The 25,777-nt window shown below is 43.3% G+C and carries 29 protein-coding genes; 28 read left to right on the top strand and 1 reads right to left on the bottom strand.

Going from position 1 to position 25,777, the window contains the following annotated elements; genetic code table 11:
• The first annotated feature begins 52 nt into the window (after positions 1 to 52).
• The 4 genes from ACFQZ9_RS13255 (at position 53) to pyrG (ending at position 2,977) form a co-directional block, all read left to right on the top strand.
• Entirely contained in the window at positions 53 to 205 is a 153-nt protein-coding gene (locus ACFQZ9_RS13255; protein ID WP_498944154.1) for a hypothetical protein, read from the top strand.
• A 40-nt stretch (positions 206 to 245) separates the two neighbouring features.
• Positions 246 to 455 (top strand): hypothetical protein, encoded by a 210-nt coding sequence (locus tag ACFQZ9_RS13250; RefSeq protein ID WP_498944153.1) that lies wholly within the window; start codon positions 246 to 248, stop codon positions 453 to 455.
• A 109-nt stretch (positions 456 to 564) separates the two neighbouring features.
• Positions 565 to 1,137, top strand: coding sequence for a DNA-directed RNA polymerase subunit delta (rpoE, locus tag ACFQZ9_RS13245; RefSeq protein WP_498944152.1), 573 nt, complete (start codon positions 565 to 567; stop codon positions 1,135 to 1,137).
• A gap of 247 nt (positions 1,138 to 1,384) precedes the next feature.
• A complete protein-coding gene (gene pyrG, locus ACFQZ9_RS13240; protein WP_498944151.1) occupies positions 1,385 to 2,977 on the top strand; it encodes a CTP synthase in 1,593 nt (530 codons plus the stop codon).
• A 368-nt stretch (positions 2,978 to 3,345) separates the two neighbouring features.
• Here pyrG and ACFQZ9_RS13235 read toward each other — a convergent pair whose 3' ends face one another.
• Complete coding sequence (locus tag ACFQZ9_RS13235; RefSeq protein ID WP_498944150.1) at positions 3,346 to 3,867, bottom strand: DUF2529 domain-containing protein; 522 nt, start codon at positions 3,865 to 3,867, stop codon at positions 3,346 to 3,348.
• A gap of 164 nt (positions 3,868 to 4,031) precedes the next feature.
• Here ACFQZ9_RS13235 and ACFQZ9_RS13230 point away from each other — a divergent pair, with 164 nt between their 5' ends.
• The 24 genes from ACFQZ9_RS13230 to atpB all read left to right on the top strand — a co-directional run bounded on the left by ACFQZ9_RS13230 (position 4,032) and on the right by atpB (position 25,727).
• Positions 4,032 to 4,403, top strand: coding sequence for a response regulator (locus ACFQZ9_RS13230; RefSeq protein WP_198310900.1), 372 nt, complete (start codon positions 4,032 to 4,034; stop codon positions 4,401 to 4,403).
• 233 nt (positions 4,404 to 4,636) lie between these two features.
• The gene (locus ACFQZ9_RS13225) at positions 4,637 to 5,491 is read left to right on the top strand and encodes a class II fructose-bisphosphate aldolase (RefSeq protein WP_198310899.1); all 855 of its coding nucleotides are present in this window, start codon (positions 4,637 to 4,639) and stop codon (positions 5,489 to 5,491) included.
• 148 nt (positions 5,492 to 5,639) lie between these two features.
• Positions 5,640 to 6,290, top strand: a complete 651-nt coding sequence (fsa, locus tag ACFQZ9_RS13220) for a fructose-6-phosphate aldolase (protein WP_026572660.1) — start codon at positions 5,640 to 5,642, stop codon at positions 6,288 to 6,290.
• Positions 6,291 to 6,494: 204 nt separating this feature from the next.
• Entirely contained in the window at positions 6,495 to 7,781 is a 1,287-nt protein-coding gene (gene murA / locus ACFQZ9_RS13215) for a UDP-N-acetylglucosamine 1-carboxyvinyltransferase (RefSeq protein WP_498944149.1), read from the top strand.
• Between the two features lie 101 nt (positions 7,782 to 7,882).
• Positions 7,883 to 8,845 (top strand): class II fructose-bisphosphatase, encoded by a 963-nt coding sequence (gene glpX, locus ACFQZ9_RS13210; RefSeq protein WP_026572662.1) that lies wholly within the window; start codon positions 7,883 to 7,885, stop codon positions 8,843 to 8,845.
• Positions 8,846 to 9,138: 293 nt separating this feature from the next.
• The gene (rho, locus tag ACFQZ9_RS13205) at positions 9,139 to 10,404 is read left to right on the top strand and encodes a transcription termination factor Rho (protein WP_026572663.1); all 1,266 of its coding nucleotides are present in this window, start codon (positions 9,139 to 9,141) and stop codon (positions 10,402 to 10,404) included.
• A gap of 192 nt (positions 10,405 to 10,596) precedes the next feature.
• Positions 10,597 to 10,809, top strand: a complete 213-nt coding sequence (gene rpmE, locus ACFQZ9_RS13200; RefSeq protein ID WP_133332912.1) for a 50S ribosomal protein L31 — start codon at positions 10,597 to 10,599, stop codon at positions 10,807 to 10,809.
• 104 nt (positions 10,810 to 10,913) lie between these two features.
• On the top strand, positions 10,914 to 11,528 hold the full coding sequence (locus ACFQZ9_RS13195) for a thymidine kinase (protein ID WP_498944148.1): 615 nt from the start codon (positions 10,914 to 10,916) through the stop codon (positions 11,526 to 11,528).
• 118 nt (positions 11,529 to 11,646) lie between these two features.
• Entirely contained in the window at positions 11,647 to 12,096 is a 450-nt protein-coding gene (locus ACFQZ9_RS13190; RefSeq protein ID WP_498944147.1) for a hypothetical protein, read from the top strand.
• Between the two features lie 125 nt (positions 12,097 to 12,221).
• Positions 12,222 to 13,295 (top strand): peptide chain release factor 1, encoded by a 1,074-nt coding sequence (prfA, locus tag ACFQZ9_RS13185; RefSeq protein WP_026572666.1) that lies wholly within the window; start codon positions 12,222 to 12,224, stop codon positions 13,293 to 13,295.
• Positions 13,288 to 14,142, top strand: a complete 855-nt coding sequence (gene prmC / locus ACFQZ9_RS13180) for a peptide chain release factor N(5)-glutamine methyltransferase (RefSeq protein ID WP_498944146.1) — start codon at positions 13,288 to 13,290, stop codon at positions 14,140 to 14,142. The genes prfA and prmC overlap by 8 nt, the downstream gene beginning before the upstream one ends.
• A 94-nt stretch (positions 14,143 to 14,236) precedes the next feature.
• Positions 14,237 to 15,211, top strand: a complete 975-nt coding sequence (spoIIR, locus tag ACFQZ9_RS13175) for a stage II sporulation protein R (protein ID WP_498944145.1) — start codon at positions 14,237 to 14,239, stop codon at positions 15,209 to 15,211.
• 120 nt (positions 15,212 to 15,331) lie between these two features.
• On the top strand, positions 15,332 to 15,778 hold the full coding sequence (locus ACFQZ9_RS13170) for a GNAT family N-acetyltransferase (RefSeq protein WP_498944144.1): 447 nt from the start codon (positions 15,332 to 15,334) through the stop codon (positions 15,776 to 15,778).
• 185 nt (positions 15,779 to 15,963) lie between these two features.
• A complete protein-coding gene (locus tag ACFQZ9_RS13165; RefSeq protein WP_498944143.1) occupies positions 15,964 to 17,019 on the top strand; it encodes an L-threonylcarbamoyladenylate synthase in 1,056 nt (351 codons plus the stop codon).
• A 343-nt stretch (positions 17,020 to 17,362) separates the two neighbouring features.
• A complete protein-coding gene (locus tag ACFQZ9_RS13160) occupies positions 17,363 to 17,920 on the top strand; it encodes a manganese efflux pump MntP (RefSeq protein WP_498944142.1) in 558 nt (185 codons plus the stop codon).
• Positions 17,921 to 17,969: 49 nt separating this feature from the next.
• Positions 17,970 to 18,416, top strand: coding sequence for a low molecular weight protein arginine phosphatase (locus ACFQZ9_RS13155; RefSeq protein ID WP_026572671.1), 447 nt, complete (start codon positions 17,970 to 17,972; stop codon positions 18,414 to 18,416).
• A gap of 111 nt (positions 18,417 to 18,527) precedes the next feature.
• A complete protein-coding gene (gene rpiB, locus ACFQZ9_RS13150) occupies positions 18,528 to 18,974 on the top strand; it encodes a ribose 5-phosphate isomerase B (RefSeq protein ID WP_498944141.1) in 447 nt (148 codons plus the stop codon).
• A gap of 25 nt (positions 18,975 to 18,999) precedes the next feature.
• Positions 19,000 to 19,566, top strand: coding sequence for a TIGR01440 family protein (locus ACFQZ9_RS13145; RefSeq protein ID WP_498944140.1), 567 nt, complete (start codon positions 19,000 to 19,002; stop codon positions 19,564 to 19,566).
• Between the two features lie 129 nt (positions 19,567 to 19,695).
• The gene (gene glyA, locus ACFQZ9_RS13140) at positions 19,696 to 20,937 is read left to right on the top strand and encodes a serine hydroxymethyltransferase (RefSeq protein WP_498944139.1); all 1,242 of its coding nucleotides are present in this window, start codon (positions 19,696 to 19,698) and stop codon (positions 20,935 to 20,937) included.
• A gap of 118 nt (positions 20,938 to 21,055) precedes the next feature.
• Positions 21,056 to 21,685 (top strand): uracil phosphoribosyltransferase, encoded by a 630-nt coding sequence (upp, locus tag ACFQZ9_RS13135; RefSeq protein ID WP_198310888.1) that lies wholly within the window; start codon positions 21,056 to 21,058, stop codon positions 21,683 to 21,685.
• A 146-nt stretch (positions 21,686 to 21,831) separates the two neighbouring features.
• Entirely contained in the window at positions 21,832 to 24,033 is a 2,202-nt protein-coding gene (locus tag ACFQZ9_RS13130) for a S8 family serine peptidase (RefSeq protein ID WP_498944138.1), read from the top strand.
• Between the two features lie 355 nt (positions 24,034 to 24,388).
• The gene (locus tag ACFQZ9_RS13125) at positions 24,389 to 24,613 is read left to right on the top strand and encodes an AtpZ/AtpI family protein (RefSeq protein ID WP_198311046.1); all 225 of its coding nucleotides are present in this window, start codon (positions 24,389 to 24,391) and stop codon (positions 24,611 to 24,613) included.
• A 2-nt stretch (positions 24,614 to 24,615) separates the two neighbouring features.
• On the top strand, positions 24,616 to 24,990 hold the full coding sequence (locus ACFQZ9_RS13120) for an ATP synthase subunit I (RefSeq protein WP_198310886.1): 375 nt from the start codon (positions 24,616 to 24,618) through the stop codon (positions 24,988 to 24,990).
• A 23-nt stretch (positions 24,991 to 25,013) separates the two neighbouring features.
• Positions 25,014 to 25,727: a FoF1 ATP synthase subunit A gene (gene atpB / locus ACFQZ9_RS13115; protein WP_498944137.1), complete on the top strand. Its 714-nt coding sequence runs from the start codon at positions 25,014 to 25,016 to the stop codon at positions 25,725 to 25,727.
• Positions 25,728 to 25,777: the final 50 nt, after the last annotated feature.

The raw sequence follows: 25,777 nt of genomic DNA, 5'->3' as shown, positions 1-25,777 counted from the left end.
AGAAAAGCGGAAGCGCCTTGACCAGCCCCGACAATCGCTGGAGGGCCTGACGGTGAAGTCGTTCTTTGACTTCATTGGCAGGACCGAAGCGGTCGAGGGGCTAGGCGCTGGAGCTAGACAATTTTGGCAGACAATGGCTTATTTAGTGGCCATTGTCTATTTCTGTCAAAAAGTTTTTTTCCAAATGAAAGATTTTCTTATATAATCATAGTTGTTACATAATAAGGCTCCGGGTGGTGGAACAAATGAAGATGACGTATTTTATTGGAATTTTACTTGTTTTTGCCTGGCCCTTATATTATCTCTATGAGCTCCAGCTCGGGGCGGTTTCGTTTCTGCTGCTGGCGATTTTCTTTCTGGTGGTGTCCATCAAGGAGATGAAAAAGCTGCGATTGAATAAGGAAATGAATCCGGAACGGCAGAAAAGGCAAAAAATCAAGCGAAACAACAGATAGAACTAGCATAAACGGTAGGAATTTGTTTATAATGAAGAATATGGTTTTTTGGACAAATGCCCGTTATTCACTCGATTAGAGTGTTAAATAGTGAAAGGAAGTGCCAATATTGAGTTTAGCACAATACTCAAAAGAGGAATTAAAAGAGCTTTCCCTTATTGAAATGGCTTTTGAATTTTTAAAAAACAGCAAGCAGCCGATTTCATTTCATGAATTGGTAAAAGAAATTTCAGCTGCTGCGAGTATTTCGGAAGAAGAAATTCGGTCAAAGCTTGCGCAATTCTACACTGATATTAATATTGACGGCCGTTTTCTATCGTTAGGGGAAAACCGCTGGGGACTTCGCGTTTGGTATCCGGTTGATACGCAAGAGGAAGAAGTTGTTACCGTTGTGAAACCGAAGAAGAAAAAGGCGAAGAAGGTTGTCGACGAGGATGAACTTGACGATTACGATGAGATCGATGAAGAAGAATACGATGACCTCGACGATTATACCGATGATGAGGATGAAATTCTTGAAGATGAGGATGTCTTTGATGAGCTTGATGACGTCGATGAGATCGATGAGGATGAAGAGGTCATTGAGGACGATGAGGAATTTGAGCTCGACGATGAAGAACTCGATGATGACCTGGACGAAGATGAGGATGAGATAGCGGACGAGGAAGAAGACTTGAAATAGTCTTGACTTTTTATCTCCACCCTTGTATTATCTTTTTTGGGCTCCTTAAAAAAGGAACGATTCAATTAGTTGATGATATGCGCTCCCTTACATTATGTAAGTGGAGCGCTTTTTTGTTGTTTTTGGGGGTAAAAAAAGTTTCACTTCCCCGTCAACCAATCACCTTAGGGTAAGGCGAATTTTTTTTAAAAAATGCCTTAAACTATCTGGATAATGTACAAACTGTAAATATGAGGGGGAATCATTTATGACAAAGTATATTTTTGTAACAGGCGGCGTAGTTTCCTCGCTTGGAAAAGGGATTACCGCAGCATCTTTAGGACGTTTATTAAAAAATCGTGGATTGAACGTAACGATTCAAAAATTTGACCCGTACATCAACGTCGACCCGGGAACCATGAGTCCGTATCAGCATGGTGAAGTGTTCGTAACGGATGATGGTGCGGAAACAGATTTGGACCTAGGCCACTATGAGCGTTTTATCGATATTAACTTAAACAAATATAGCAACGTAACGACCGGAAAAATTTATTCCAGCGTGCTGCGTAAAGAGCGCCGCGGCGATTATTTAGGCGGAACGGTTCAGGTTATTCCGCATATTACCAATGAAATTAAAGACCGCGTGTTCCGTGCCGGCAACGAAACGAATGCGGATGTGGTTATTACCGAAATCGGCGGAACTGTTGGTGACATTGAATCATTGCCATTCCTTGAAGCAATTCGTCAAATTAAAAATGATGTCGGCCGTGACAATGTCTTATACGTTCATTGTACGTTAATTCCGTACATCAAAGCTGCCGGTGAAATGAAAACGAAGCCAACGCAGCACAGTGTAAAAGAACTTCGCAGCCTTGGAATTCAGCCAAATATTATTGTCGTTCGTACGGAAATGCCGGTTTCACAGGATATGAAAGATAAAATTGCCTTGTTCTGTGATATTGATTCAAAAGCAGTAATCGAGTGCCGTGATGCGGATACACTTTACTCTGTACCGCTTGCGCTTCAAGAGCAAAACATGGACCAAATTGTCTGTGACCACTTGAAATTGGTGACTCCGGAACCGGATATGACTGAGTGGAATGCATTGGTGGATAAGGTTCTTCATTTATCAAGCAAGACTCGGATTGGTCTTGTCGGAAAATATGTGGAGCTTCAAGATGCATATATTTCCGTTGTTGAAGCGATGCGCCATGCCGGCTATGCGTTTGACACGGATGTAGATATTAAGTGGATTAATGCTGAAGATGTGACAGCTGAGAATGTTGCAGAGTTATTGAGTGATGTCGATGGTGTCCTTGTTCCTGGCGGCTTCGGTGACCGTGGAATTGAAGGGAAAATCGAGGCGACTCGTTATGCGCGTGAAAATAAGAAACCATTCCTTGGCATTTGTTTAGGTATGCAGCTGGCAACGGTTGAGTTTGCCCGTAATGTTCTCGGACATAAGGGTGCGCATTCTGCTGAATTTATTCCAGAGACTGATTATCCAATTATTGATTTACTTCCTGAACAGAAGGATGTTGAGGATTTAGGCGGTACATTGCGTCTTGGTCTGTATCCGGCACGTCTTATGGAGGATACGAAGGCGTTTAGTGCTTATGAAGAGAAAGTGATTTATGAGCGTCACCGCCACCGTTATGAGTTTAATAATCAATATCGTCAGGAGATGGAGGAGGCAGGTCTTGTGTTCTCCGGTACAAGCCCTGATGGCCGTTTAGTGGAGATTATCGAACTGAAGGATCATCCTTGGTTCGTGGCGTCTCAGTTCCATCCGGAGTTTATTTCAAGACCAAATCGTCCACAGCCGCTATTCCGCGACTTTATTCGTGCGACGTTGAAATAAGTTTTTTAGACCATTCCCTTATTGTGGGGGAGTGGTCTTTTTTGTGGTTGTTGAGGGAAGATGTTGGGGGTGGGGGTAAGGGTGTTTACTTTCCAGTTTTAGAAGTTTACTTTCCGATTTTGGAAAAATACTTTCCACTTAGCTTGTTTTATGGACAAATACAATTAAAATGCCAGGCAAAAGCCTGGCACAGGTAACTCTCCATACTAATTAGAGATAGATTTAATAGATTTCGCCTAATAAATACCATTTTAAAAAAAGGGAATTCTGGTTTACTTTCCGATTTCAATAAAATACTTTCCACTTTTGCGAAAATACTTACCAGTTCCATCAAAATACTTTCCACTTTAAACGACGTGTCTCAGAAACTACTCCTCATATTCCCCTAAAATCTCGTCAATCGTAAATTTCAAACCATAATAGACGAACAATCCGGTCATCGAAGACGGATATCCGAAGCGCCCGCCAAACTCATCCGGCAATAATCCTTTTTTTAATCCCAAATCAATATGAACATCCGCCAGTTCTACAAGCGGACCCGCTTCCTCCCCAACACTTGAAACCGTGACAAACGGAATTCCTTTTTCCTGAAGCGCCCCCGCAAGCGTAACGGCCTCCTCATCTGCTGAAGTTCTTGTAAAAATCAACACACGATCCGCATCGGTTATCGAAGTCAAATCACCTAGCACTCTAGCACTCTTAAGCGGCTCCGCACCCTCCAAGGCTTCGAACTCTACCGCCTTCATCTCGCGAAATCCAACAAGATAGATGGTTCCATCGCCAACAGGTGCCTGGGCCAGCAATCGTGCCCCATCCTCGAAGGAAAACTCCTCTTTTTCATCAATTCTTTTAAACAAACCCATTAATTGAGTAGTAAACATTTTTAACATAAAAACCCTCCTTTTAGCACTTTCATTATAGACTTTTTTGCATAAATGCAAAAATAACAATTGAAATTAGCAGGAATTTCAAAATAAATGTAGAATTATATATGGAATTGAACTAATATATAATCATTTAAAAAGAAACACATCAAACGGGAAGAGGTGGAGTTATGAAAGAGAAAATATTAATCGTAGACGATCAATTTGGAATTCGAATATTACTTAATGAGGTATTCCAAAAGGAAGGGTATCAGACTTATCAGGCAGCGAATGGCATTCAAGCCCTTGATATTGTAAAAAAGCATGACCCAGATCTCGTTCTCTTAGATATGAAAATCCCTGGAATGGACGGAATTGAAATTTTAAAAAGAATGAAAGTGATTGATCCGGAAATTCGCGTCATCATCATGACCGCTTATGGTGAATTGGACATGATTCAAGAAGCGAAGGATCTTGGGGCCATCACTCATTTTGCGAAGCCCTTTGATATTGATGACATCAGGGCTGCAGTGAAGAAACACATACCTCAAAAAGCGAATTAACCCTTTTATTATACTGAAAAAACTGTACTACTATTGTTTGCGCTTTCATTATGACAGTTTTAAAAATTGGGATAGATTGATGGCAATTCCTCCTTCTTTTTGATATGATACATATGTACTTTTTCTGGTAGTTAAATCTTTTCGAAACATACATAATCCTTAAAATAGAGGGAAAACCTTTATATGGAAGTCTATTGCGAAAAGATACCAGCCTAAATTAAGGAGGAAGAAAAATGCCTTTAGTTTCTATGACCGAAATGCTCAAAAAAGCAAAAGCAGAAGGCTATGCTGTTGGGCAATTTAACATTAATAACTTAGAATTTACTCAAGCTATTCTTCAAGCTGCTGAATCAGAAAAATCACCGGTTATTCTTGGTGTTTCTGAGGGTGCAGGACGTTATATCGGCGGGTTCAAAACTGTTGTAAAAATGGTTGAAGGACTATTGGAAGATTACAATGTTACCGTTCCGGTTGCGATTCATCTTGACCACGGCTCTAGCTTTGACAAATGTAAAGAAGCAATTGATGCAGGCTTTACTTCTGTCATGATTGACGCTTCTCACGATCCATTTGAAGAAAACATCGCAACGACTTCTAAAGTGGTTGAGTATGCTCATTCAAAAGGTGTTTCGGTTGAAGCTGAACTTGGAACAGTTGGCGGTCAGGAAGATGATGTTTCCGGCAGCATTATTTATGCGGATGCAAATGAGTGTGTGGAATTAGTAAAACGTACTGGTATTGATTGCCTTGCTCCTGCTTTAGGTTCTGTTCATGGTCCTTACAAAGGCGAACCAAACCTTGGATTTAAGGAAATGGAAGAAATCGGTAATCTTACAGGTGTGCCATTAGTTCTTCATGGCGGTACTGGAATTCCAACAAAAGATATTCAAAGATCTATTTCGCTTGGAACAGCGAAAATTAATGTAAATACAGAAAACCAAATTGCTTCTGCGAAAGTTGTTCGCGAAGTATTGGCAGCAAAACCAAATGAATATGACCCACGTAAATACTTAGGACCTGCACGCGATGCCATTAAAGAAACCGTTATTGGCAAAATGCGTGAATTTGGTTCCTCTCAAAAAGCTTAATTCATGTATGCCCTTGAAATAAGCTATTGAAATAGTGTACGATTGTCAATGAAAGCGAAACCGCCCTTCCCAAAGAGGGCGGTTTCAGTGTGTTCGACAAAAACTGAAAATTTTGCCGAAATTCATCGAAAAATTGGAGGAAAACGTTGTGAAATTTTTTATTGATACAGCAAATCTAGATGAAATCCGTGAAGTACATGAGCTTGGTTTACTTTCAGGTGTAACAACAAATCCAACACTTGTCGCAAAAGAAGGAAATATTTCATTTCCCGATCGAATTAGAGAAATTGCCAGCCTTGTTCCTGGTTCAGTAAGTGCAGAAGTTATTGCCCTTGATGCAGAAGGGATGATTCGTGAGGGAAAAGAACTTGCAACCATCGCCCCAAATGTAACGATTAAAGTCCCAATGACACCAGATGGGTTAAAAGCAGTTCATGCTTTTTCACAGGAAGGCATTAAAACAAATGTAACATTGATTTTCAATGCTAATCAGGCACTTCTAGCAGCTAGAGCAGGTGCTACATATGTTTCACCATTTCTTGGAAGATTGGATGATATCGGTCAAGTAGGACTAGACCTTGTTTCACAGATTGCTGAAATCTTTGCTGTACACGGTCTTGAAACCGAAATCATTGCGGCATCCATCCGCAACCCAATTCATGTGACAGAAGCGGCTTTAAGAGGGGCACATATTGCGACAATTCCATATAAAGTATTGATGGGCTTATTCCACCATCCATTAACGGATAAAGGAATTGAAGCCTTCTTAAAGGATTGGAATGCTCGTTCTAACGCGTAATTTGGCGAAATTTCCAGTAATTTGATGTAACTTTTTTTAATATTAATACATGAAAATAGAATTTTCGTGTAAACTAGAGGATAGACAAGCTGTCGAAATATGCTTATTGCAATTGGAAAAAAATACCTGAAGCCGTTATTGGCATTAATTAAAATATGTCGACCCATGTGTAGGACGTGAGAAAGGCTTAGAAGGGAGTCGAAAATGGAAAAGCTAAAGATTGCGGGCGGTTACCCACTAAGAGGTACCGTAAGGATTAGTGGAGCCAAAAATAGTGCTGTTGCTCTTATTCCAGCGACGATTTTGGCGGAATCACCAGTAACCATTGAAGGATTGCCACATATTTCAGATGTAGATATTCTTAAAGACTTGCTCGAAGAAATTGGCGGAAAGGTTGAGCTGTCTGAAGATGAAATGACCATCGATCCTTCGAAAATGATCTCAATGCCACTGCCAAACGGGAAGGTCAAAAAGCTTCGTGCATCCTATTATTTGATGGGTGCGATGCTGGGCCGCTTTAAAAAAGCAGTCATTGGGCTTCCAGGAGGCTGCCATCTAGGCCCGCGCCCGATTGATCAGCATATTAAAGGGTTCGAAGCATTAGGTGCCAGCATCACAAATGAACAAGGCGCCATTTATTTACGGGCGGACGAGCTCCGCGGGGCACGGATTTACCTTGATGTCGTCAGTGTCGGCGCAACGATTAATATCATGCTTGCAGCCGTTCGCGCAAAAGGGCGGACCATCATTGAGAATGCGGCGAAAGAGCCGGAGATTATTGATGTTGCAACTCTTTTAACCAATATGGGGGCGAAAATTAAGGGTGCCGGAACCGATGTGATTCGGATTGATGGTGTTGACAGTCTTCACGGTTGCCGTCATACGATTATTCCTGACCGGATTGAGGCAGGAACTTATATGATTTTAGCTGCCGCAGCTGGCGACGGGGTTCTCATTGATAATGTGATTCCACAGCACTTAGAATCATTGATTGCCAAGCTTCGGGAAATGGGTGTTCAAATTGAATCCGGTGATGATCAGGTGTTTGTCTCGGGTGCTTCCAATTTGAAGACGGTGGATATTAAAACACTCGTCTATCCTGGATTCCCAACCGACTTGCAGCAGCCGTTTACTACGCTATTAACAAAGGCCGCCGGGACAAGCGTTGTAACGGATACCATTTATGGTGCCCGTTTTAAACATATTGATGAATTAAGAAGAATGAACGCCAATATTAAAGTAGAGGGTCGTTCAGCCATTATCAACGGTCCTGTCCAGCTTCAGGGAGCAAAAGTGAAGGCAAGTGACTTGAGAGCAGGGGCAGCCCTTTTTATCGCTGGTCTGATGGCGGAAGGAATCACCGAAGTAACCGGACTTGAGCACATCGACCGCGGCTATAGCGAATTGGTCGAAAAATTAAATGGCCTGGGAGCAACGGTTTGGCGCGAAGCGCTGACGAAGGAAGAATTAGAACACCTTAAGAATACTTGATTTTAAAAATATAATTTTTTTCAGCCATTGGAACAAGAAACTTACAGTACTAGTACACAACATAGGCAGCTCTCGGATGAGAGAATTGGGGGATGGAACTGATGGAAAGAAGTTTATCAATGGAACTTGTCCGTGTAACAGAAGCAGCAGCACTTGCTTCCGCTAGATGGATGGGCCGCGGAAAAAAAGACGAAGCAGATGGTGCTGCAACAACAGCAATGCGTGACGTGTTTGACACCGTACCAATGAAGGGAACCGTTGTTATTGGGGAAGGCGAAATGGACGAGGCACCGATGCTTTATATCGGAGAAAAGCTCGGAAATGGCTATGGACCCCGTGTGGATATCGCAGTCGATCCGCTTGAAGGAACCAATATTTTAGCATCAGGCGGCTGGAACGCTCTTGCCGTTCTTGCAGTTGCCGACCATGGTAACCTTCTTCATGCACCGGATATGTACATGGAGAAAATTGCGGTAGGACCGGAAGCAGTTGGTCTTGTCGATATCAATGCATCTGTTCTGGACAATTTAAAAGCAGTTGCCAAAGCGAAAAATAAAGATATTGAAGACGTGGTTGCAACGGTTTTAAATCGTCCCCGCCACGAACATATTATTCAACAGCTTCGTGAAGCTGGTGCCAGAATCAAATTGATTAACGACGGCGATGTTGCGGGAGCGATCAATACGGCTTTCGATAATACCGGCGTGGACATCCTCTTTGGTTCCGGCGGCGCACCTGAAGGGGTAATCTCTGCTGTTGCCCTAAAATGCCTTGGCGGCGAGTTAATGGGAAAATTAGTGCCGCAAAGTGACGCTGAAATCGAACGCTGTATAAAAATGGGCCTTGATGTTAACAAAGTTCTTCGCATGGAGGACCTTGTGAAGGGCGATGACGCGATTTTTGCCGCGACTGGTGTAACGGATGGTGAATTATTGCGCGGTGTTCAATTTAAAGGGTCTCATGGTTCTACTCATTCCGTTGTCATGCGGGCGAAATCAGGAACTGTCAGATTCATCGATGGCCGTCACAGCTTGAAAAAGAAACCGAATTTAGTCATTAAATAAAAATGATAGGGAGGCTGGACCTGCAAAGGTCTAGTCTCTTTTCTAAAAACTCCTCCTCTCTAAAATTTTCCAATTCCTAAATAATAGTTGATTAATTTTTTGTAAAGGGGGTACAATAGAAATTGTTTTAGACACAAAACTTTCTACAATTCTATTCATTTCTTCATTTACTTTCTCATCCTCCAATCACATATAACTCAAATTGGTGTGAAGAAAATCATAACAATCCCCCGCCGATTTTATTAATATTAATATAACCTGCGGACGAAAAAATCAAATAGAGTGGTGTACAAATGGACTTAACAATATCAAGTTTAGAAAACATGAAGCTGAAGGAGCTTTATGAGCTTGCGCGCGAATATAAAGTGACCTATTACAGCAAATTAACGAAAAAAGAATTGATTTTTGCCATCCTAAAAGCTCGTGCAGAACAGCAGGGTTATTTTTTCATGGAAGGCGTTTTGGAAATTATTCAGTCAGAAGGATTTGGATTCCTCAGGCCGATTAATTATTCTCCTAGTTCCGAGGATATCTATATTTCTGCATCACAAATCCGCCGCTTTGATCTTCGGAATGGTGATAAAGTTTCAGGTAAGGTTCGTCCTCCTAAAGAAAATGAACGTTATTACGGGTTATTACATGTAGAAGCTGTAAATGGGGAAGACCCGGAATCCGCGAAGGAACGCGTTTATTTTCCAGCGTTAACACCTCTGTATCCAAATAGACAGATGAAGCTTGAAACAACCCCAAAATCCCTTTCAACAAGAATCATGGATTTAGTTGCACCAGTTGGCTTTGGCCAAAGGGGCTTGATTGTCGCTCCGCCAAAGGCTGGTAAAACAATGCTGTTAAAAGAAATCGCTAACAGTATCACAACGAACCATCCAGATGTGGAATTAATTGTCTTGCTCATTGATGAACGTCCGGAAGAGGTAACGGACATTGAACGTTCCGTTGCCGGAGATGTTGTCAGCTCAACCTTTGATGAGGTACCGGAAAACCATATTAAAGTGGCCGAGCTTGTGTTAGACCGCGCAATGCGCCTTGTTGAACACAAACGGGATGTCGTGATTTTGATGGATAGTATCACTCGTCTTGCTCGTGCTTACAACTTGGTGATTCCGCCAAGCGGAAGAACCTTATCCGGTGGTATTGACCCGGCTGCCTTCCACCGTCCAAAGCGCTTCTTTGGTGCCGCTCGTAATATTGAAGAGGGCGGAAGCTTAACGATTTTGGCGACAGCATTGGTAGATACTGGATCACGTATGGATGACGTTATTTATGAAGAATTTAAAGGTACAGGTAATATGGAGCTGCATCTTGATCGTTCACTTGCTGAACGCCGGATTTTCCCTGCACTCGATATCCGTCGTTCCGGAACACGGAAAGAAGAGCTTATTCTTCCAAAAGATCATTTGGATAAATTATGGGCGATTCGTAAATCAATGTCTGATTCACCAGATTTTGCCGAGCGCTTCTTGAAAAAATTAAGACAAACAAAATCAAACGAGGAGTTCTTTGCGCAGTTGGGTGAGGAAATGAAGTCCCGCCGTTCATAGGTCGATTTTCTTTAACACGGTTGATTGGAGCGGAAATCAACATACAGTTTTTCCAAATAATCCTTGCTTGCAAAAATGAACACTCGTTGTTATAATGGGTACAGTGTGTTTTAAGTATTTCAGTGCCTGTTTAAGACAAGCACTTATGATAACTCTGTTTCGAAAGATTCAGGGCGGAAGGAGCTGAAAAAAATGAAAGCAGGAATTCATCCGAATTATAAAACAGTTAAGGTGACTTGCGCATGCGGTAACACGTTTGAAACTGGATCAGTAAAAAATGAGATCCGTGTTGAAACTTGTTCTGAATGTCATCCATTCTACACTGGTCGTCAAAAATTCGCTGAAGCTGGCGGACGTGTTGACCGTTTCAACAAAAAATACGGCCTTAAGTCACAACAACAGTAATTATGAACGCCCAAAACAGGCAAGAGCAACTTTACTTGCCTGTTTTTTATTGAAAAAATATAGATTTTTATTAGGTTTTGCTTTTAGGAAGGAGAGGCCGTTTTATGTATGTAATGAAACAAAGCGGATGGGTTGAGGTTATCTGTGGCAGTATGTTTTCTGGAAAGTCAGAGGAATTGATCCGTCGCGTAAGACGCGCTCAATTTGCCAAGCAAAAAATAGCTGTATTTAAACCAAAAATTGATAATCGCTACAGTGAGCAATCTGTAGTCTCCCATAATGGCTCTTCTTTTATTGCGAAGCCCATTTCCCACTCCATTGAAATTCTGCACCATATCGAGGCAGACATCGATATTATTGCGATCGACGAAGTTCAATTTTTTGATGAAGGAATTGTTCGCATTGTTCAGCAGCTTGCCGACAGCGGCCACCGTGTGATTGTCGCCGGCCTTGACATGGATTTCCGCGGCGAACCCTTTGGACAAGTACCAGCCCTCCTGGCCATCGCTGAACACGTAACAAAACTCCAAGCCGTCTGTACCGTCTGCGGTTCCCCATCAAGCCGAACCCAGCGCCTAATCGACGGCCGGCCTGCATCCTACCACGATCCCATTATCCTGGTCGGTGCATCTGAAGCCTACGAACCACGCTGCCGTCACCACCACGAAGTCCCAAAAAACGCCTATCGTGAACAGGAAGAAGCAGCTTCAAAAATGTAGATATTCGTTTCGACAAGATTCGGGTGGTGCCAGGCACCACCCGAATTTTGTCGAATGGAAAGAATTCTCTTGAGAAGTTAGTGAGGGCATGGGAATGATAGTAATGGAGGTGTAAACATTGAGAAAGTTTATTGTTCCTTCATTATTGCTTACCATGCTCTTTGCGGTGACGGGGTGTGGAAATGAAGCTGCAGATTATGATTTGCGCAAGGATCGCAGTGCCCCGAATGAGATGTCCAATAAGTATAAAAAGCCCATTGTTGGCCAGGATGTTCAGAATCAGAATCCGAATTTCCTTAACCTAGAGGGTACGAGTACCCGTGGTACTGGGGGCGGCCAGGATACCGGGATTGATGTAAGGAAGGCGAAAAAGGTCATTCGAGATACGCATGAATTCAGAACCGATTCGGTTTGGATTAATGGTGACCGAATGTGGGTGAATGTTTATAAAAACGGCATGCTGAATGATCAGCAGCGAGAGGATGCGGAAGCACGCCTTCATAAGAAATTAGTCCAGGCCTTGCCACGCTACAATATTGAAGTTCGAGTACAGGAAGACCGCAGATAACATGCTCTGATTTTTAGGGCATGTTTTTTTATTAAAATTTTTCCCGTAATATTTGGTTTTGACGCATGCATTTCACCTATACTATAATTAGAATGTTATGGACTAAAATTTGAGGTGAAGTAACTGTGTTTGATCGTCTTCAATCTGTTGAAGATCGCTACGAAAGGTTAAACGAACTTTTGAGCGATCCGGAAATTATCAATGATTCAAAAAAACTGCGTGATTATTCAAAAGAACAATCTGATATACAAGAAACCGTACAAACCTATCGTCAATATAAAGAAGCGAAGGAACAGCTTCAAGATGCGAAAGCCATGCTTGAGGATAAGCTCGATGCTGAAATGCGCGAAATGGTAAAAGAAGAAGTTCATGAGCTTGAAGCGCAAATCGAAGAATTGGAAGAGCGGCTCAAAATTCTTCTCATTCCAAAAGATCCGAACGATGACAAAAACGTAATCATGGAAGTCCGCGGTGCTGCGGGCGGTGATGAGGCAGCGTTGTTTGCCGGCACATTATATCGTATGTACAGCCGTTATGCTGAATCACAGGGCTGGAAAACAGAGGTGATTGATGCCAACGAAACTGGCCTCGGCGGCTATAAAGAAATTATCTTTATGATTACAGGGACAGGTGCCTATTCCAAACTAAAATATGAAAATGGGGCTCACCGTGTGCAACGTGTACCGGAAACCGAATCAGGCGGCCGCATCCATACCTCTACTGCAACCGTTGCTACTCTGCCGGAAGCAGAAGAGTTTGATATTGAAATCAACGATAAGGATATCCGCTTTGATACGTTCGCATCAAGCGGTGCCGGCGGACAGAGTGTTAACACGACCATGTCAGCCGTTCGTTTAACCCATATTCCGACTGGTATCGTCGCAACCAGCCAGGACGAAAGATCCCAGCATAAGAACAAGGATAAAGCCATGAAGATCTTACGTGCACGTGTATATGACAAGTTCCAACAGGAAGCTCAGGCGGAGCTTGACCAAGCGAGGAAATCTGCGGTTGGTACCGGTGACCGTTCAGAGCGGATTCGGACCTACAATTATCCGCAAAATCGCGTGACGGACCACCGAATCGGTTTAACGATTCAAAAACTTGATCAAATCATTGAAGGCAAGCTTGAGGAAATTATTGATGCTTTAATCATGGATGACCAAGCAAGAAGATTGGAAAATGCCGCAAATGAGTAAAAAAATTTACGAAGCTCTTCAATGGGCTTCTTCTTTTTTAAAAAAATCTAACCGGGATGAGAATGCCGGGGAGCTTCTCCTCCGCCACTTCACCGGAATGTCGCGGGCACATTTGTTTGCGAATGTCAGAGAGGATTTGGATCCAACCGTTTGGGACCAATTTGAAAAAGCCGTGCATGAGCATGTGAAAGGAACGCCGATTCAATATATCGTCGGCTCAGAGGAATTTTACGGCCGAATGTTTATCGTTAATGAAGCGGTGCTGATTCCGCGGCCGGAAACGGAAGAGCTTGTTTATGAAACGTTGAAAAGAGTAAAAAGGCTTCCGAAAGAAACGAAAAAACTTGCGGATATCGGGACTGGGAGCGGGGCAATTGCGATTACGCTTAAGCTTGAGGATCCAACATTAAATGTTTCCGCCTCCGATATTGCCGAGGATTCACTTAAAGTGGCAAGAGAAAATGCCCGCCTCCTTGGGGCGGACGTTGAATTTTATCTAGGGGATCTGCTTCAGCCTTTTCAGGAAGAGCTCGATGTCGTGATTTCCAATCCGCCTTATATACCTACTGGTGATATAATCACGATGTCTGAAGTGGTAACGGAGCATGAGCCGCACCGGGCGTTGTTTGCCGGGGAGGATGGCTTGGATTTTTACCGCCGCTTTATGGAGGAGCTGCCTCATGTTCTAGCTCCGGTCGCGCTCGTTGGCTTTGAAATTGGGGCCGGTCAGGGCGAAGCGGTAGCGGAGCTTTTTCAAAAAGCCTTTAAAGACGTAAAAGTGGAGATTGTTAATGATATAAACGGTAAGGACCGGATGGTGTTTGCGGAAATTGGCTTCGGGGTGTAGGGCCCCGAAGCTTTTTTGAAAAATATTAAAAATTACTAGTTTAAGATTCTTAGTTTCTGTCCACAATGAGGATATCGAAGGGACGGTGCTAGGAATGTATAGTAAAACATTGGTTTGGGCGTATCTTCTAATATTATCGTTTGGGACGATATTAAGTTTATATATACCGAAAAATGAAGCGATTGCGAAGGAGTCAGTGGTGATTCCGGGGGAAGCGATCCGCTTAAGGATTCTTGCAAACAGTGATGTGCCGGCTGACCAGCAGTTGAAGCGTGAAGTAAGGGATGCGGTGAATGCGAAAATTACCGTTTGGGTGAAGGATTTAACTTCGATTGATAAAGCAAGATCGGTGATTAAGTCGAAGCTACCGGAAATTCAGGCGATTGCAGAAAAAACGGTTGCGGATAAAGGGTCAAAACAAGCAGTGCATGTGGAGTTCGGGAAGGTTCAGTTTCCAACAAAGTTATACGGCGAGTTTTTATATCCTGCAGGTGAGTATCAAGCGATTTTAATTACGCTCGGTGAAGGAAAAGGTGCAAACTGGTGGTGTGTGCTATATCCGCCATTATGCTTTCTTGATTTTTCAAATGGGGTTGCGGTGAGCGATGGGTTTGATGAAAAGGTAAAATCGGAGTCGGAAGTTCAGAGGGATTCGGAGAAAACTAGTGAAGAAGTGGTGGACCAAAAGGAAGAGCAAAAGGCTGTGGCGTCTGAGGAGCAAGAATCCACAGATACGGAGCAAAGATCTTTGGCCTCTACTAGTAAAGTTGAGGAAGATCCTGCAACAACAGATAGTAAGGTTGAGCAAAATCCGGTTACAACAACGAGTAAGGTTGAAGAAGAGCCTGTAACTGAGGAAAAATCCGTACCTGCTATTAGTAATGAAGAGCAAAAGTCTGAACCTACTGTTAAAAATAGGGTGGAAAAGCCTGTGGATGTAAGCAAATCGGAACAGACGGCTCCCAAAGCAGAAACTTCGAAACAAGCGCCTGTTTATACCTCTCAAGACGAAGATCCGGTTAAAGTGAAATTTTTCGTAGTAGAATTGTGGAAAAAGCTTTTTGACTAAGAACTCCTTCAATGGGAAGGGTTCTTTTTTTGTTCTAAAAATAATAGAGTTCATCTGTTCTACTTTTCCTATTTTCTCATATTCATAGAGTAGAATCTTAAAAAATGGGGTGGAACTTAGATGCAGGCATTGATTCGCACGGCAAATAAGCAGGATTTGGGGAAATTGAGAGAGTTCTTGATCAAGGCAAACCTTGGAACTGACGGACTAACGGACGAAACGATTGAATACTTTTTGCTGCTAGAGGATGTGAACGGACAATTAAAGGGAACACTTGGAATTGAGGCGTTTGAAGGCTTTGGTTTGCTGCGATCATTGGTGGTAACCCCTGGGCAGGCGGAAAAAGAAATCTTTATTCTTGTGGAACAAATGATGAAGCTTGCGAAGGAGAAGGGGATGGAAAGTTTATTTTTGGCGACGAATAAGCGGGCAGCTCTGCCATTTTTCAATTTGCTAGGTTTTCAGGAGATTGAACGTACGAAATTACCTTCTGAATTGAACGGGTCTGAGCATATTCGACATATTTTAAATGTGGATAACTCGAGTTTTCTGAAATTTTCATTGTAGATGTGGATATTTGGGCAAAGTTATCCACTATTTCCACTAAGTTATACACAATTTGTGGACAAAACTTGTATTTTTCCACACCTTCTTTTATACTTGCAAACGTATAATGTGAAAAATATGAGTCTAGGTGCCTAGATTCGGCAAATTTCGATAGAAGTTTTGTTTTTATATAAAGGTGGATAACTATGAACACGAAAGTTTGGAAAGTGGATAACTATGTGGATATCTTAGAAAATAATCCACATATTGTGGATGCAGCACATTTTTTACGAGAAAATGAAGTGGTTGCCCTCCCGACGGAAACGGTTTATGGCCTTGGCGGGAATGCGGAGAGCGACGTGGCAGTCGCGAAAATTTTTGCGGCAAAGGGCAGACCTGGGGATAACCCGTTAATCATTCATATTGCGGATCGGGAGCAGTTATGTCGATTTGTGGCGGAAATTCCGGAAACGGCGGAGCGCTTGATGGAGGCATTTTGGCCGGGTCCGTTGACGATTATTTTTAAAAAGAAGGAAGGCGTGCTTTCGGAAAAAGCAACTGCAGGTCTTGATTCCGTTGGGGTGAGGATGCCGGACCATCCGGTCGCCCTCTCGCTGCTTAAGGCGTGCGGTCTGCCAATTGCGGCACCAAGTGCGAATAGTTCTGGAAAGCCGAGTCCGACTCATGCCGAGCATGTAATCGAGGATTTGCAAGGGAAAATAGCCGGGGTGCTGGATGCGGGTCCGACCGGTGTTGGTGTGGAGTCAACGGTTGTCGATTGTACGGAGGCGGTTCCGGTTATTTTGCGGCCGGGCGGTGTGACAAAGGAGCAGCTTGAGGAAGTGATTGGAGAGGTTCGGATTGATCCAGCGCTTGAGAGTGGTGCCGGCGAGGGTGGATTGAAGCCGAAATCGCCTGGGATGAAATACCGTCATTATGCACCGAATGCACCGCTTTATTTAGTCGATGGAAGCCGGTCGTTTCTACAGGGGCTTGTGGATGAAAAGCTGAGTAGGGGTTTGCGAGTCGGCGTGCTGACGACAGAAGAGAATCAGAGTAAATTTTCGGCGGATGTTGTGATTGCTTGTGGACAAAGGGCCGAGCTTGAAACGGTTGCAACGGAGCTTTATGATACATTGCGTCGATTTAATGTGGAAAAGGTCGATGTGATCTTTAGTGAAATGTTCCCGAGGGGCGGAGTTGGTCTGGCGATCATGAACCGGCTGGAGAAGGCGGCGGGGAATAAGGTAATTTCGGAATAGTTGTTGACTTGTTGAAGCACCTCGGGAGGACCGGGTGCTTTTTTTGGTTGCTTTAGGGGCGACTGATATAAAGAACTACTGATAAGGGTAATTAAAATTGACAGTTTTTAGGGATTCTAGGTGAAAAGTACCTGAGCCGGGGCTTCAGGGCCCTGCTTTTTTTAATGAAAATAACTAGATGGCAAATAAAGTAAGCCGAAGTGGAAACTAACTCAAAAAAGCGGCAAATAAAATCCACCCTCTTCCCCGATTCACAAAATTCCCCTAACTCTTCAGGTCTGACTTCTAAACGCCAGTGGACGTGCATATGTTGAAATAGCAAGTCCAAGGGGGCGGAGAAAGAATGTCAGCAATGATTGGAGAAATCCTTACACTCGTAATAATGGCACTCGCACTAGGCATGGATGCCTTTTCTGTTGGCCTCGGCATGGGGATGTACAACCTCAGACGGCGGCAAATTTTTAAAATCGGTCTGACCATTGGACTTTTTCATGTCTGGATGCCACTCATAGGAATCTTGGCCGGGAAATTTTTATCGGCAAAATTCGGTACCTTTGCGTCCCTAATCGGCGGTCTGCTGCTCATCATTCTAGGCGTGCAGATGATCTGGGGCAGCTTCAAAAAGGGCGATGAAAAAGTGATGACCCCAGTTGGATTTGGTTTACTTGTATTTGCCCTAAGTGTAAGCCTCGATAGTTTTTCCCTTGGCCTTACACTCGGAATATATGGTGCCAAAACCATTATGGTTATTATATGCTTTGGGATTGTAGCAACATTGCAAACATGGGCGGGTCTCTTGCTCGGCAGAAAGGTACAAGGCTGGATTGGCTCCTATAGCGAGGCACTTGGCGGTACCATCCTACTAGCTTTCGGGATAAAATTGCTCCCACTTTTTTGGTGATGATGGCAGTAATTTGTTAAAATATTAGAAAGAAAGGGGGGCAAATAACATGCGGCGCATTTTATTTGTTTGTACGGGAAATACGTGTAGGAGCCCAATGGCGGAAGCGATTTTGAAAAATAAAGACCTCGAAGGCATTGAGGTTCGCTCAGCAGGGGTTTTTGCGGTTGACGGCAATGAGGCTTCAGCACATGCCAAGCAGGTGTTGGAGGAAAATAAAATTGTACATAATCATCAATCCAGTTTGCTGACCGGAGAGGAAGTAGGTTGGGCGGACCTGATTTTGACGATGACGGAATCTCATAAGGGAGCTATTTTGAATTACTATCCGGAATCGGCGGCCAAACTTTTTACCCTGAAGGAATACACCGGAGAGACCATCTTTCAAGATGTGAGCGATCCCTATGGCGGGAATGTTTCCATCTACCGTGAAACCTTTCAGGAGCTTGAACAATTAATTGATAGAGTTATTGAAAAAATAACGAAGAATAAGTAAGAACTGCTCTCCATCTAAATGGGGGGCTTTTTTACGATAGCAGGAACTTTATCTTTTTCTCCGGGTATGTCAAAATGAAGGCAGAGTAAATTTAAATCTGGGGGTTTTTTTATGAAGGTAGCATTGGCATCAGATCATGGCGGCGTGAATATTCGCAAGGAAATCGCTCATTTAATGGACGAATTGGGCATCGAATATCAAGACTTTGGCTGTGACTGCGAAACATCCGTCGATTATCCCGATTATGCCCTGCCGGTTGCGGAAAAAGTAGCAAACGGCGAGTTTGACCGAGGCATTTTAATTTGCGGTACCGGCATTGGCATGTGCATTGCGGCAAACAAAGTAAAAGGAATTCGTGCGGCAATTGTTCATGATACTTTCAGCGCAAAGGCAACACGTGCCCATAATGACAGCAATATTTTAACAATGGGTGAACGCGTGATTGGCCCGGGTCTTGCGCGGGATATCGCGCAAATTTGGCTGACAGGCGAGTTTGAAGGTGGCCGACATGCCAATCGCGTCAACAAAATTACTGAAATTGAAAATAAGCAACTTTAATATCCCAAAATAAGGGGCGAAAATCATGATAAAGCAGTTAGAACAGGAATTGGAAACGATACTATCAGAGTTTAACGACCAGGCCGATCTAAAACCGGGTCAGCTTTTGGTGGTCGGCTGCAGTACAAGCGAAGTCATGGGCGAAAAAATCGGCACATCCGGTACGTTAGAAGTCGCGGAAATGATTTTTCGCCAGCTAAAACAATTTCAGGAGCAAACTGGAATTCGTTTGGCCTTCCAATGCTGCGAGCATTTAAACCGTGCATTGGTGATCGAAAGGGCAACAGCGGACGAACGGAAATTGGACGAGGTTTCAGTTGTTCCCGTACGAAAAGCAGGCGGGGCGATGGCAACGTACGCTTTTGAAAAAATGACGGATGCAGTCGTCGTGGAATTTATCAAGGCAGATGCGGGAATTGATATCGGCCAAACTTTTATCGGCATGCATTTAAAACATGTCGCTGTACCCGTACGCGTGAAGCAAAAAATGGTGGGCCATGCCCACGTAACGCTTGCACGGACACGGCCAAAACTGATTGGCGGGGAAAGAGCTGTATACGAGCGCAAAAGTGAGAATTTGAGCTGTAGCTAACAAGCATTTTTTCATGAAAGCAATTCCAAAAATTAAAATATTCTTTCTTTTTCGATAATCAAAAAACTGTGTTAAAATGAGGTTGATTTTTAAACTGATAGCGGATTTCAACAAATAAGGGGGATCTTTATGAAGCACTTATCACAGCAGGACGAGCAAGTATTTCAGGCAATTCAACAGGAATTAGGACGTCAGCGCGCGAAGATTGAATTAATTGCGTCAGAAAACTTTGTAAGCGAAGCAGTTATGGAAGCACAGGGGTCTGTTTTAACTAATAAATATGCAGAAGGATATCCGGCAAAACGCTATTACGGCGGCTGCGAATATGTTGATATCGTGGAAGATTTAGCGCGTGACCGTGCGAAAGCAATTTTCGGTGCTGAGCATGTGAACGTACAGCCACACTCCGGTGCGCAAGCAAATATGGCTGTTTACTTTACAATTCTAGAGCAAGGCGATACAGTTCTAGGGATGAACCTTTCACACGGCGGTCACTTAACACACGGAAGTCCGGTAAACTTCAGTGGTGTTCAATATAATTTCGTTGAGTACGGTGTAGATGAAGAAACACACCGCATTAATTACGAAGATGTTTTAGAAAAAGCTCGCCAACATAAGCCAAAGCTAATTGTTGCGGGTGCCAGCGCGTATCCTCGCGAAATTGACTTTAAAAAATTCCGTGAGATTGCTGATGAAGTGGGCGCCTATTTAATGGTTGATATGGCTCATATTGCAGGTCTTGTTGCAGCAGGTCTTCATCAAAATCCAGTTCCATATGCAGATTTTGTTACGACTACTACGCATAAAACCTTAAGAGGCCCACGCGGCGGAATGATTCTTTGCCGTGAAGAGTTTGCGAAAAAGATTGATAAGTCAATTTTCCCTGGAATTCAAGGCGGTCCATTAATGCATGTCATCGCTGCAAAAGCGGTTGCTTTTGGTGAAGCATTGCAGGACAGCTTTAAAGAGTATGCAGGAAACATTATTGCAAACGCAAAACGTCTTGCTGAAGGTCTGCAAAATGAAGGCTTAAAGCTTGTTTCCGGCGGAACGGACAACCACTTATTATTAGTGGATGTAACGACTCTTGGCTTAACTGGTAAAGTGGCTGAGCATGTCCTTGATGAAGTGGGAATTACCGTTAACAAAAATACAATTCCTTACGATCAAAACAGCCCATTTGTAACAAGCGGTGTCCGCATTGGTACTGCAGCTGTTACAAGCCGCGGCTTCGGTTTAGAGGATATGGATGAAATTGCATCGATTATTGCGTTTACTTTGAAAAACCACGAAGACAAAGCGAAGCTTGAAGAAGCTAGCAAACGCGTTGAAGCTTTAACAAGCAAGTTTGTTTTATATCCTGAATATTAAGATTTTTGTAGATCGGCCTTTTTAAAAAAAGGGCCGATTTTTATTTGCTCTATTGAAGGTTTTTCTGTAAAATTAGACGAAGTGTTTAAAGTTAAATTTTAATAAAGGGGCGATTTTTGTGGCAAAGGTTTACGTCTTCGACCACCCACTCATTCAGCATAAGCTTACATACATACGTGATAAAAACACAGGAACGAAAGAGTTCAGGGAATTGGTAGACGAAGTGGCGACACTTATGGCTTTTGAGATCACGAGGGATATGCCGCTTGAAGATATTACGATTGAAACACCGGTTTGTCCGGCCCAATCTAAAGTTCTTTCCGGGAAGAAAATCGGTCTAGTTCCGATTCTGCGTGCAGGGATTGGAATGGTTGATGGGATTTTAAAATTAATTCCAGCAGCGAAGGTAGGCCATATCGGTCTATACCGTGATCCGGAAACTCTGAAACCAGTTGAATACTATGCAAAACTTCCAAGTGATGTGGAAGAACGTGATTTCATCGTTGTGGATCCAATGCTGGCAACGGGCGGCTCAGCAAATGAAGCGATCAACTCTTTGAAGAAGCGCGGCGCGAAAAATATCAAGTTTATGTGCTTGATTGCGGCACCAGAAGGAGTCGAAGCGGTGAAAACGGCTCATCCAGATGTTGATATCTATATCGCAGCGTTAGATGAAAAGCTCAATGACCACGGCTACATCGTACCAGGACTAGGCGATGCCGGGGACCGGTTGTTTGGGACGAAATAAGTTAAGTTAGAAGAGATCTTTTTTTGAAAAAGGTCTCTTTTTTTAGATAGGGTAATGGAACATAAAATTTGAGGTTCCACAAAAAAACTCCCTGCATATTTCCCCTATCCAAAGAAGACCCTATGAAAAAAGGGGAAATCAGCAAAATGAAGAAACTTATTCTAACCATCATCCTAATCGCATCCATCACCATACCCACACCAATCCAATCCCAAACACGGAAACTGATCACACCGCCAATCCCCAATCAGCAAACCGTCGCCATCGTCGTTACAAAACAACCACAAACTACAGAACAAATCAAACAGTTTCTCACATCATACAAAGGCATCAAACTGCGCCGTGTTTTTACGGAAGCAATCACGGGATTTTCCATTGAGGGCAGCCGCGCGGCCATCACAAAACTCTCAGAAAACGTCAAAATACTAAACGTGTCTCCCGTAACCAGCTACCAGGCTCAGACGGAGGAGAGCGTCAAAATCATTGGCGGTGAAGAGGTACGTGGATTATTTTCATCGAAAAATCAACGCCTCACTGGCAAAGGGATCACTGTCGCAGTCATCGATACCGGCGTGGATTATACACATCCTGACCTTCGGCGCAACTATGGCGGCGGACACGACCTTGTTGATAACGACAAGGATCCGATGGAAACCCGTGCTATTGGCAAAGCGACCATTCACGGAACCCATGTTGCGGGGATCATCGCCGCCAATGGGAAAATCCGCGGTGTTGCACCGGATGCGAAGATTATTGCGTACCGGGCACTCGGCCCGGGCGGCGGCGGAACAACTGAGCAAGTCATTGCTGCGATCGATCAAGCCATTAAGGATAAAGTCGATATCATGAATCTTTCCCTTGGAAATGATGTCAACGGTCCGGACCTGCCGATTAGCCTTGCGCTCAACCGCGCCGTCGACAAAGGCATTGTCGCGGTGGCCGCAAATGGCAATGCCGGTCCGAATATTTGGACTGTCGGTTCACCCGGAACGGCATCAAAAGCAATCTCCGTCGGGGCCTCGACACCCACCATGAAAATACCGTACTTATTAATAGAAGGAACGCGGAATAAAATTCGAATTCAGCCAATGGAAGGCTCGGAAAAATGGGAGTTGGACCGCTCGTATACAATCGTCGACGGTGGGATTGGCCGAAAGGAAGATCTGAAAAATGTTGCGGGCAAAATTGTTCTCATTAAGCGCGGCCGCTTAACCTTTACAGAAAAAGCAAAAAATGCCCAAAAGGCAGGGGCTAAGGCTGTACTCATCTACAATAATATGAGCGGGAACTTTATAGGGAACTTAGAATCACTGGTGCCGTTACCAGTCGGATCCATCTCGAAGCGTGACGGTGAACAGCTTTTAAAAAAAGACTCCACCACAATGCGGATTGTCCAGAACGAAGAAAAGGACCGGATGGCAGAGTTTAGTTCTCGTGGTCCAGTAACTGGAACATGGGAGGTAAAACCAGATATTGTGGCTCCCGGGGTTGCGATTAATTCGACCGTACCCGGCGGCTATCTTTCATTACAGGGAACAAGCATGGCAGCACCGCATGTCGCCGGCGCCTGTGCCTTAATCAAGCAGGCACACCCGGACTGGACACCACAGCAAATAAAAGCGGCCTTGATGAATACCGCCAAGCCATTGTTTAAAAATGCAAACACTCCGTATCGAACCTACGAGCAGGGAGCAGGGAGAATTCAAGTGCCCGAGGCGGTAAAAGCGGAATCGCTTGTGACGCCGAGCTCGATTCACTTTGGGAAATTTACAGAACAGAGGGATGTTCATAAAATCCTTTTATACGTTGAAAACACAAGCAATGCGACAAAAAGATATTCCTTTGACATTCCGGAGCGAACAGATGGACTATCGTGGAAAGTTCCGCTTTCGTTTACATTAGCATCAAAGGAAACAAAGGAGGTTGCGATTGAACTTAGGGTCGACCCGCAAAGTTTTAAAAAGAAAATCCATGATGGCAACATCAAGCTTCAGGCAGGATCTACCCTCATCCATATTCCATATATCTATGTCCTCGAAGAACCAAATTACCCGAGAGTAATGGGATTTTCCTTTGGGGAAGGGGATGCTCCAGGGCAATATCTGTATGAGGTCTACCTTCCGGGTGGAGCAGAGGAGTTCGGCATCGCCTTATTCGATCCCGGTGATTATCGTTTTGTCGGCTTTTTAGATTCAATTGAAAATGTCAAAAAAGGATTGATTCAAAAGAAAATTGAAAATGAGAATCTTCCAGAGGACGGGGTGTATCTTGCAAAGGTATATGCGAAAAAAGCCGGGAAAGAGGATTTCATTGAAACGATGGTAAAAATTGAAAAAGGGAAACAGTAAATTTTTAAAAAGAAAGTGAAACCTTTTTGAAACCGGTTCGTATTACCTTATCGTGTACTCCTTTAATGAGGAGGGTATCTGCCCTCCTAAGCAAGTTTTTTCAATAAAACTTCCGGGGGCAAGAGTATGGGTAAATATTAAATTTTCTGATAATTTTTAGTATCCTAATATATCGTGAAAAGCTGAAAATTGCAAGTGAATATTTCGTGGAAACTCATTGACTTTACATATTGCCTATTGTATGCTTACAAAGGGTGTAAATGATAAGGTTTTCACATTCAAGAAAGTGTTAATTACCTTGATCATTTGCCATAAAGCCCGGTTCACATTCTCTTATAGTGAGGATGCGATAATGATGCGTAAAAACAACCGCAATCCATTTCAAGCTATGGCTTTAATGTCCGCAATTGTCTCCCAGTTAGTAGGTTCCATTCTCATTGGTATTTTTGCAGGAAGATGGTTGGACCATCAGTGGGGTACCGAGCCAATTTTCTTAATTATCGGATTGTTAATCGGATTAGCATCGGGAACCTATGCCATGCTTGTTTCGATTCGCCATTTTTTCTCGGGAGATAAATGATTATGCCGGATTTTAGAGAGATATTCAACAGGCAGCGAAAATGGAATTTGTACTTGTTATCTATATTCGTGCTTGGATGGGGGTTTACCTCCTACAAAACTGTATTTTTAGGATTAATTCTTGGGACATGCTTTAGTTTTCTGAATATCTGGTTGTTAACCAAGAAAACAGAGAAGTTCGACAAGGCCTTTGATAAGGGTAAAAAAATGAAATCGCTTGGTTCGCTGCAAAGAATGGCGACGGCCGCGATTGCAGTGATTATTGCCATGAGATGGCCCAATTACTTTCATGTAGTCAGTGTGGTTATGGGACTAATGACATCCTATATTGTCATTATGATAGATTATTTTTATCATGCATTGCATTTTCATAAATGATAAGGGAAGTGAGGTGAACATAGATGCATCATGAAGCTCCTTTAGTAACATTGGGGGGACTAACCTTTAACTTGGCGAATGATCTGATGATTCTTGTAGCGAGTCTCATTGTTTTTATCATTGCTGTTCTATCTACCCGGAAGCTTGCGATGAAGCCGACAGGCATGCAAAACTTCTTTGAATGGGTGATGGACTTCGTCAAAGGAATCATCAACAGTACGATGGATTGGAAGGAAGGCGGAAGATTCCACATCCTTGGACTTACCTTAATTTTGTATATCTTTGTATCAAATATGCTAGGTCTTCCATTTTCAATCTCTATTGATGGCAAGCTTTGGTGGAAATCACCAACAGCCGATCCTGCTGTAACCTTATCGCTTGCGGTAATGGTAGTAGCGCTTTCCCATTATTATGGTGTAAAGCTAAAAGGTGCAGCTGGATATGGAAAGGGATTCTTCAGCCCAATGGGATTCTTGTTCCCATTGAAAATTATTGAAGAATTCGCGAACACATTAACGCTTGGTCTGCGTCTTTATGGGAACATATACGCAGGTGAATTACTTCTTTCGCTTTTAGCGGGAGGATTGGCTTGGACCGGAGTAGCTGGTATGATAGCAGCCGTACCATTAACCCTTGTTTGGCAAGGTTTCTCCGTATTCGTCGGAACGATCCAGGCATACATTTTTACCATGTTAACAATGGTTTACTTGTCTCACAAAGTGAGTCACGACCATTAATATATTTTTAAACACTAAATTATTCATACATTTTTAAGGAGGAACATTAT

Source organism: Neobacillus sp. GCM10027624, from assembly GCF_042675345.1.
Classification (GTDB): domain Bacteria; phylum Bacillota; class Bacilli; order Bacillales; family Cytobacillaceae; genus Neobacillus; species Neobacillus cucumis_D.
This window is presented reverse-complemented; position numbering and strand designations above follow the sequence as displayed.

Bases quoted from the DNA above. Each gene is read 5' to 3' on its own strand.
- ACFQZ9_RS13250 (WP_498944153.1), top strand. From the start codon at position 246: ATGAAGATGACGTATTTTATTGGAATTTTACTTGTTTTTGCCTGGCCC.
- pyrG (WP_498944151.1), top strand. From the start codon at position 1,385: ATGACAAAGTATATTTTTGTAACAGGCGGCGTAGTTTCCTCGCTTGGA.
- ACFQZ9_RS13235 (WP_498944150.1), bottom strand. From the start codon at position 3,867: ATGTTAAAAATGTTTACTACTCAATTAATGGGTTTGTTTAAAAGAATT.
- ACFQZ9_RS13230 (WP_198310900.1), top strand. From the start codon at position 4,032: ATGAAAGAGAAAATATTAATCGTAGACGATCAATTTGGAATTCGAATA.
- ACFQZ9_RS13225 (WP_198310899.1), top strand. From the start codon at position 4,637: ATGCCTTTAGTTTCTATGACCGAAATGCTCAAAAAAGCAAAAGCAGAA.
- murA (WP_498944149.1), top strand. From the start codon at position 6,495: ATGGAAAAGCTAAAGATTGCGGGCGGTTACCCACTAAGAGGTACCGTA.
- glpX (WP_026572662.1), top strand. From the start codon at position 7,883: ATGGAAAGAAGTTTATCAATGGAACTTGTCCGTGTAACAGAAGCAGCA.
- rho (WP_026572663.1), top strand. From the start codon at position 9,139: ATGGACTTAACAATATCAAGTTTAGAAAACATGAAGCTGAAGGAGCTT.
- rpmE (WP_133332912.1), top strand. From the start codon at position 10,597: ATGAAAGCAGGAATTCATCCGAATTATAAAACAGTTAAGGTGACTTGC.
- ACFQZ9_RS13195 (WP_498944148.1), top strand. From the start codon at position 10,914: ATGTATGTAATGAAACAAAGCGGATGGGTTGAGGTTATCTGTGGCAGT.
- prmC (WP_498944146.1), top strand. From the start codon at position 13,288: ATGAGTAAAAAAATTTACGAAGCTCTTCAATGGGCTTCTTCTTTTTTA.
- spoIIR (WP_498944145.1), top strand. From the start codon at position 14,237: ATGTATAGTAAAACATTGGTTTGGGCGTATCTTCTAATATTATCGTTT.
- ACFQZ9_RS13170 (WP_498944144.1), top strand. From the start codon at position 15,332: ATGCAGGCATTGATTCGCACGGCAAATAAGCAGGATTTGGGGAAATTG.
- ACFQZ9_RS13165 (WP_498944143.1), top strand. From the start codon at position 15,964: ATGAACACGAAAGTTTGGAAAGTGGATAACTATGTGGATATCTTAGAA.
- ACFQZ9_RS13160 (WP_498944142.1), top strand. From the start codon at position 17,363: ATGTCAGCAATGATTGGAGAAATCCTTACACTCGTAATAATGGCACTC.
- ACFQZ9_RS13155 (WP_026572671.1), top strand. From the start codon at position 17,970: ATGCGGCGCATTTTATTTGTTTGTACGGGAAATACGTGTAGGAGCCCA.
- rpiB (WP_498944141.1), top strand. From the start codon at position 18,528: ATGAAGGTAGCATTGGCATCAGATCATGGCGGCGTGAATATTCGCAAG.
- ACFQZ9_RS13145 (WP_498944140.1), top strand. From the start codon at position 19,000: ATGATAAAGCAGTTAGAACAGGAATTGGAAACGATACTATCAGAGTTT.
- glyA (WP_498944139.1), top strand. From the start codon at position 19,696: ATGAAGCACTTATCACAGCAGGACGAGCAAGTATTTCAGGCAATTCAA.
- ACFQZ9_RS13130 (WP_498944138.1), top strand. From the start codon at position 21,832: ATGAAGAAACTTATTCTAACCATCATCCTAATCGCATCCATCACCATA.
- ACFQZ9_RS13125 (WP_198311046.1), top strand. From the start codon at position 24,389: ATGCGTAAAAACAACCGCAATCCATTTCAAGCTATGGCTTTAATGTCC.
- ACFQZ9_RS13120 (WP_198310886.1), top strand. From the start codon at position 24,616: ATGCCGGATTTTAGAGAGATATTCAACAGGCAGCGAAAATGGAATTTG.
- atpB (WP_498944137.1), top strand. From the start codon at position 25,014: ATGCATCATGAAGCTCCTTTAGTAACATTGGGGGGACTAACCTTTAAC.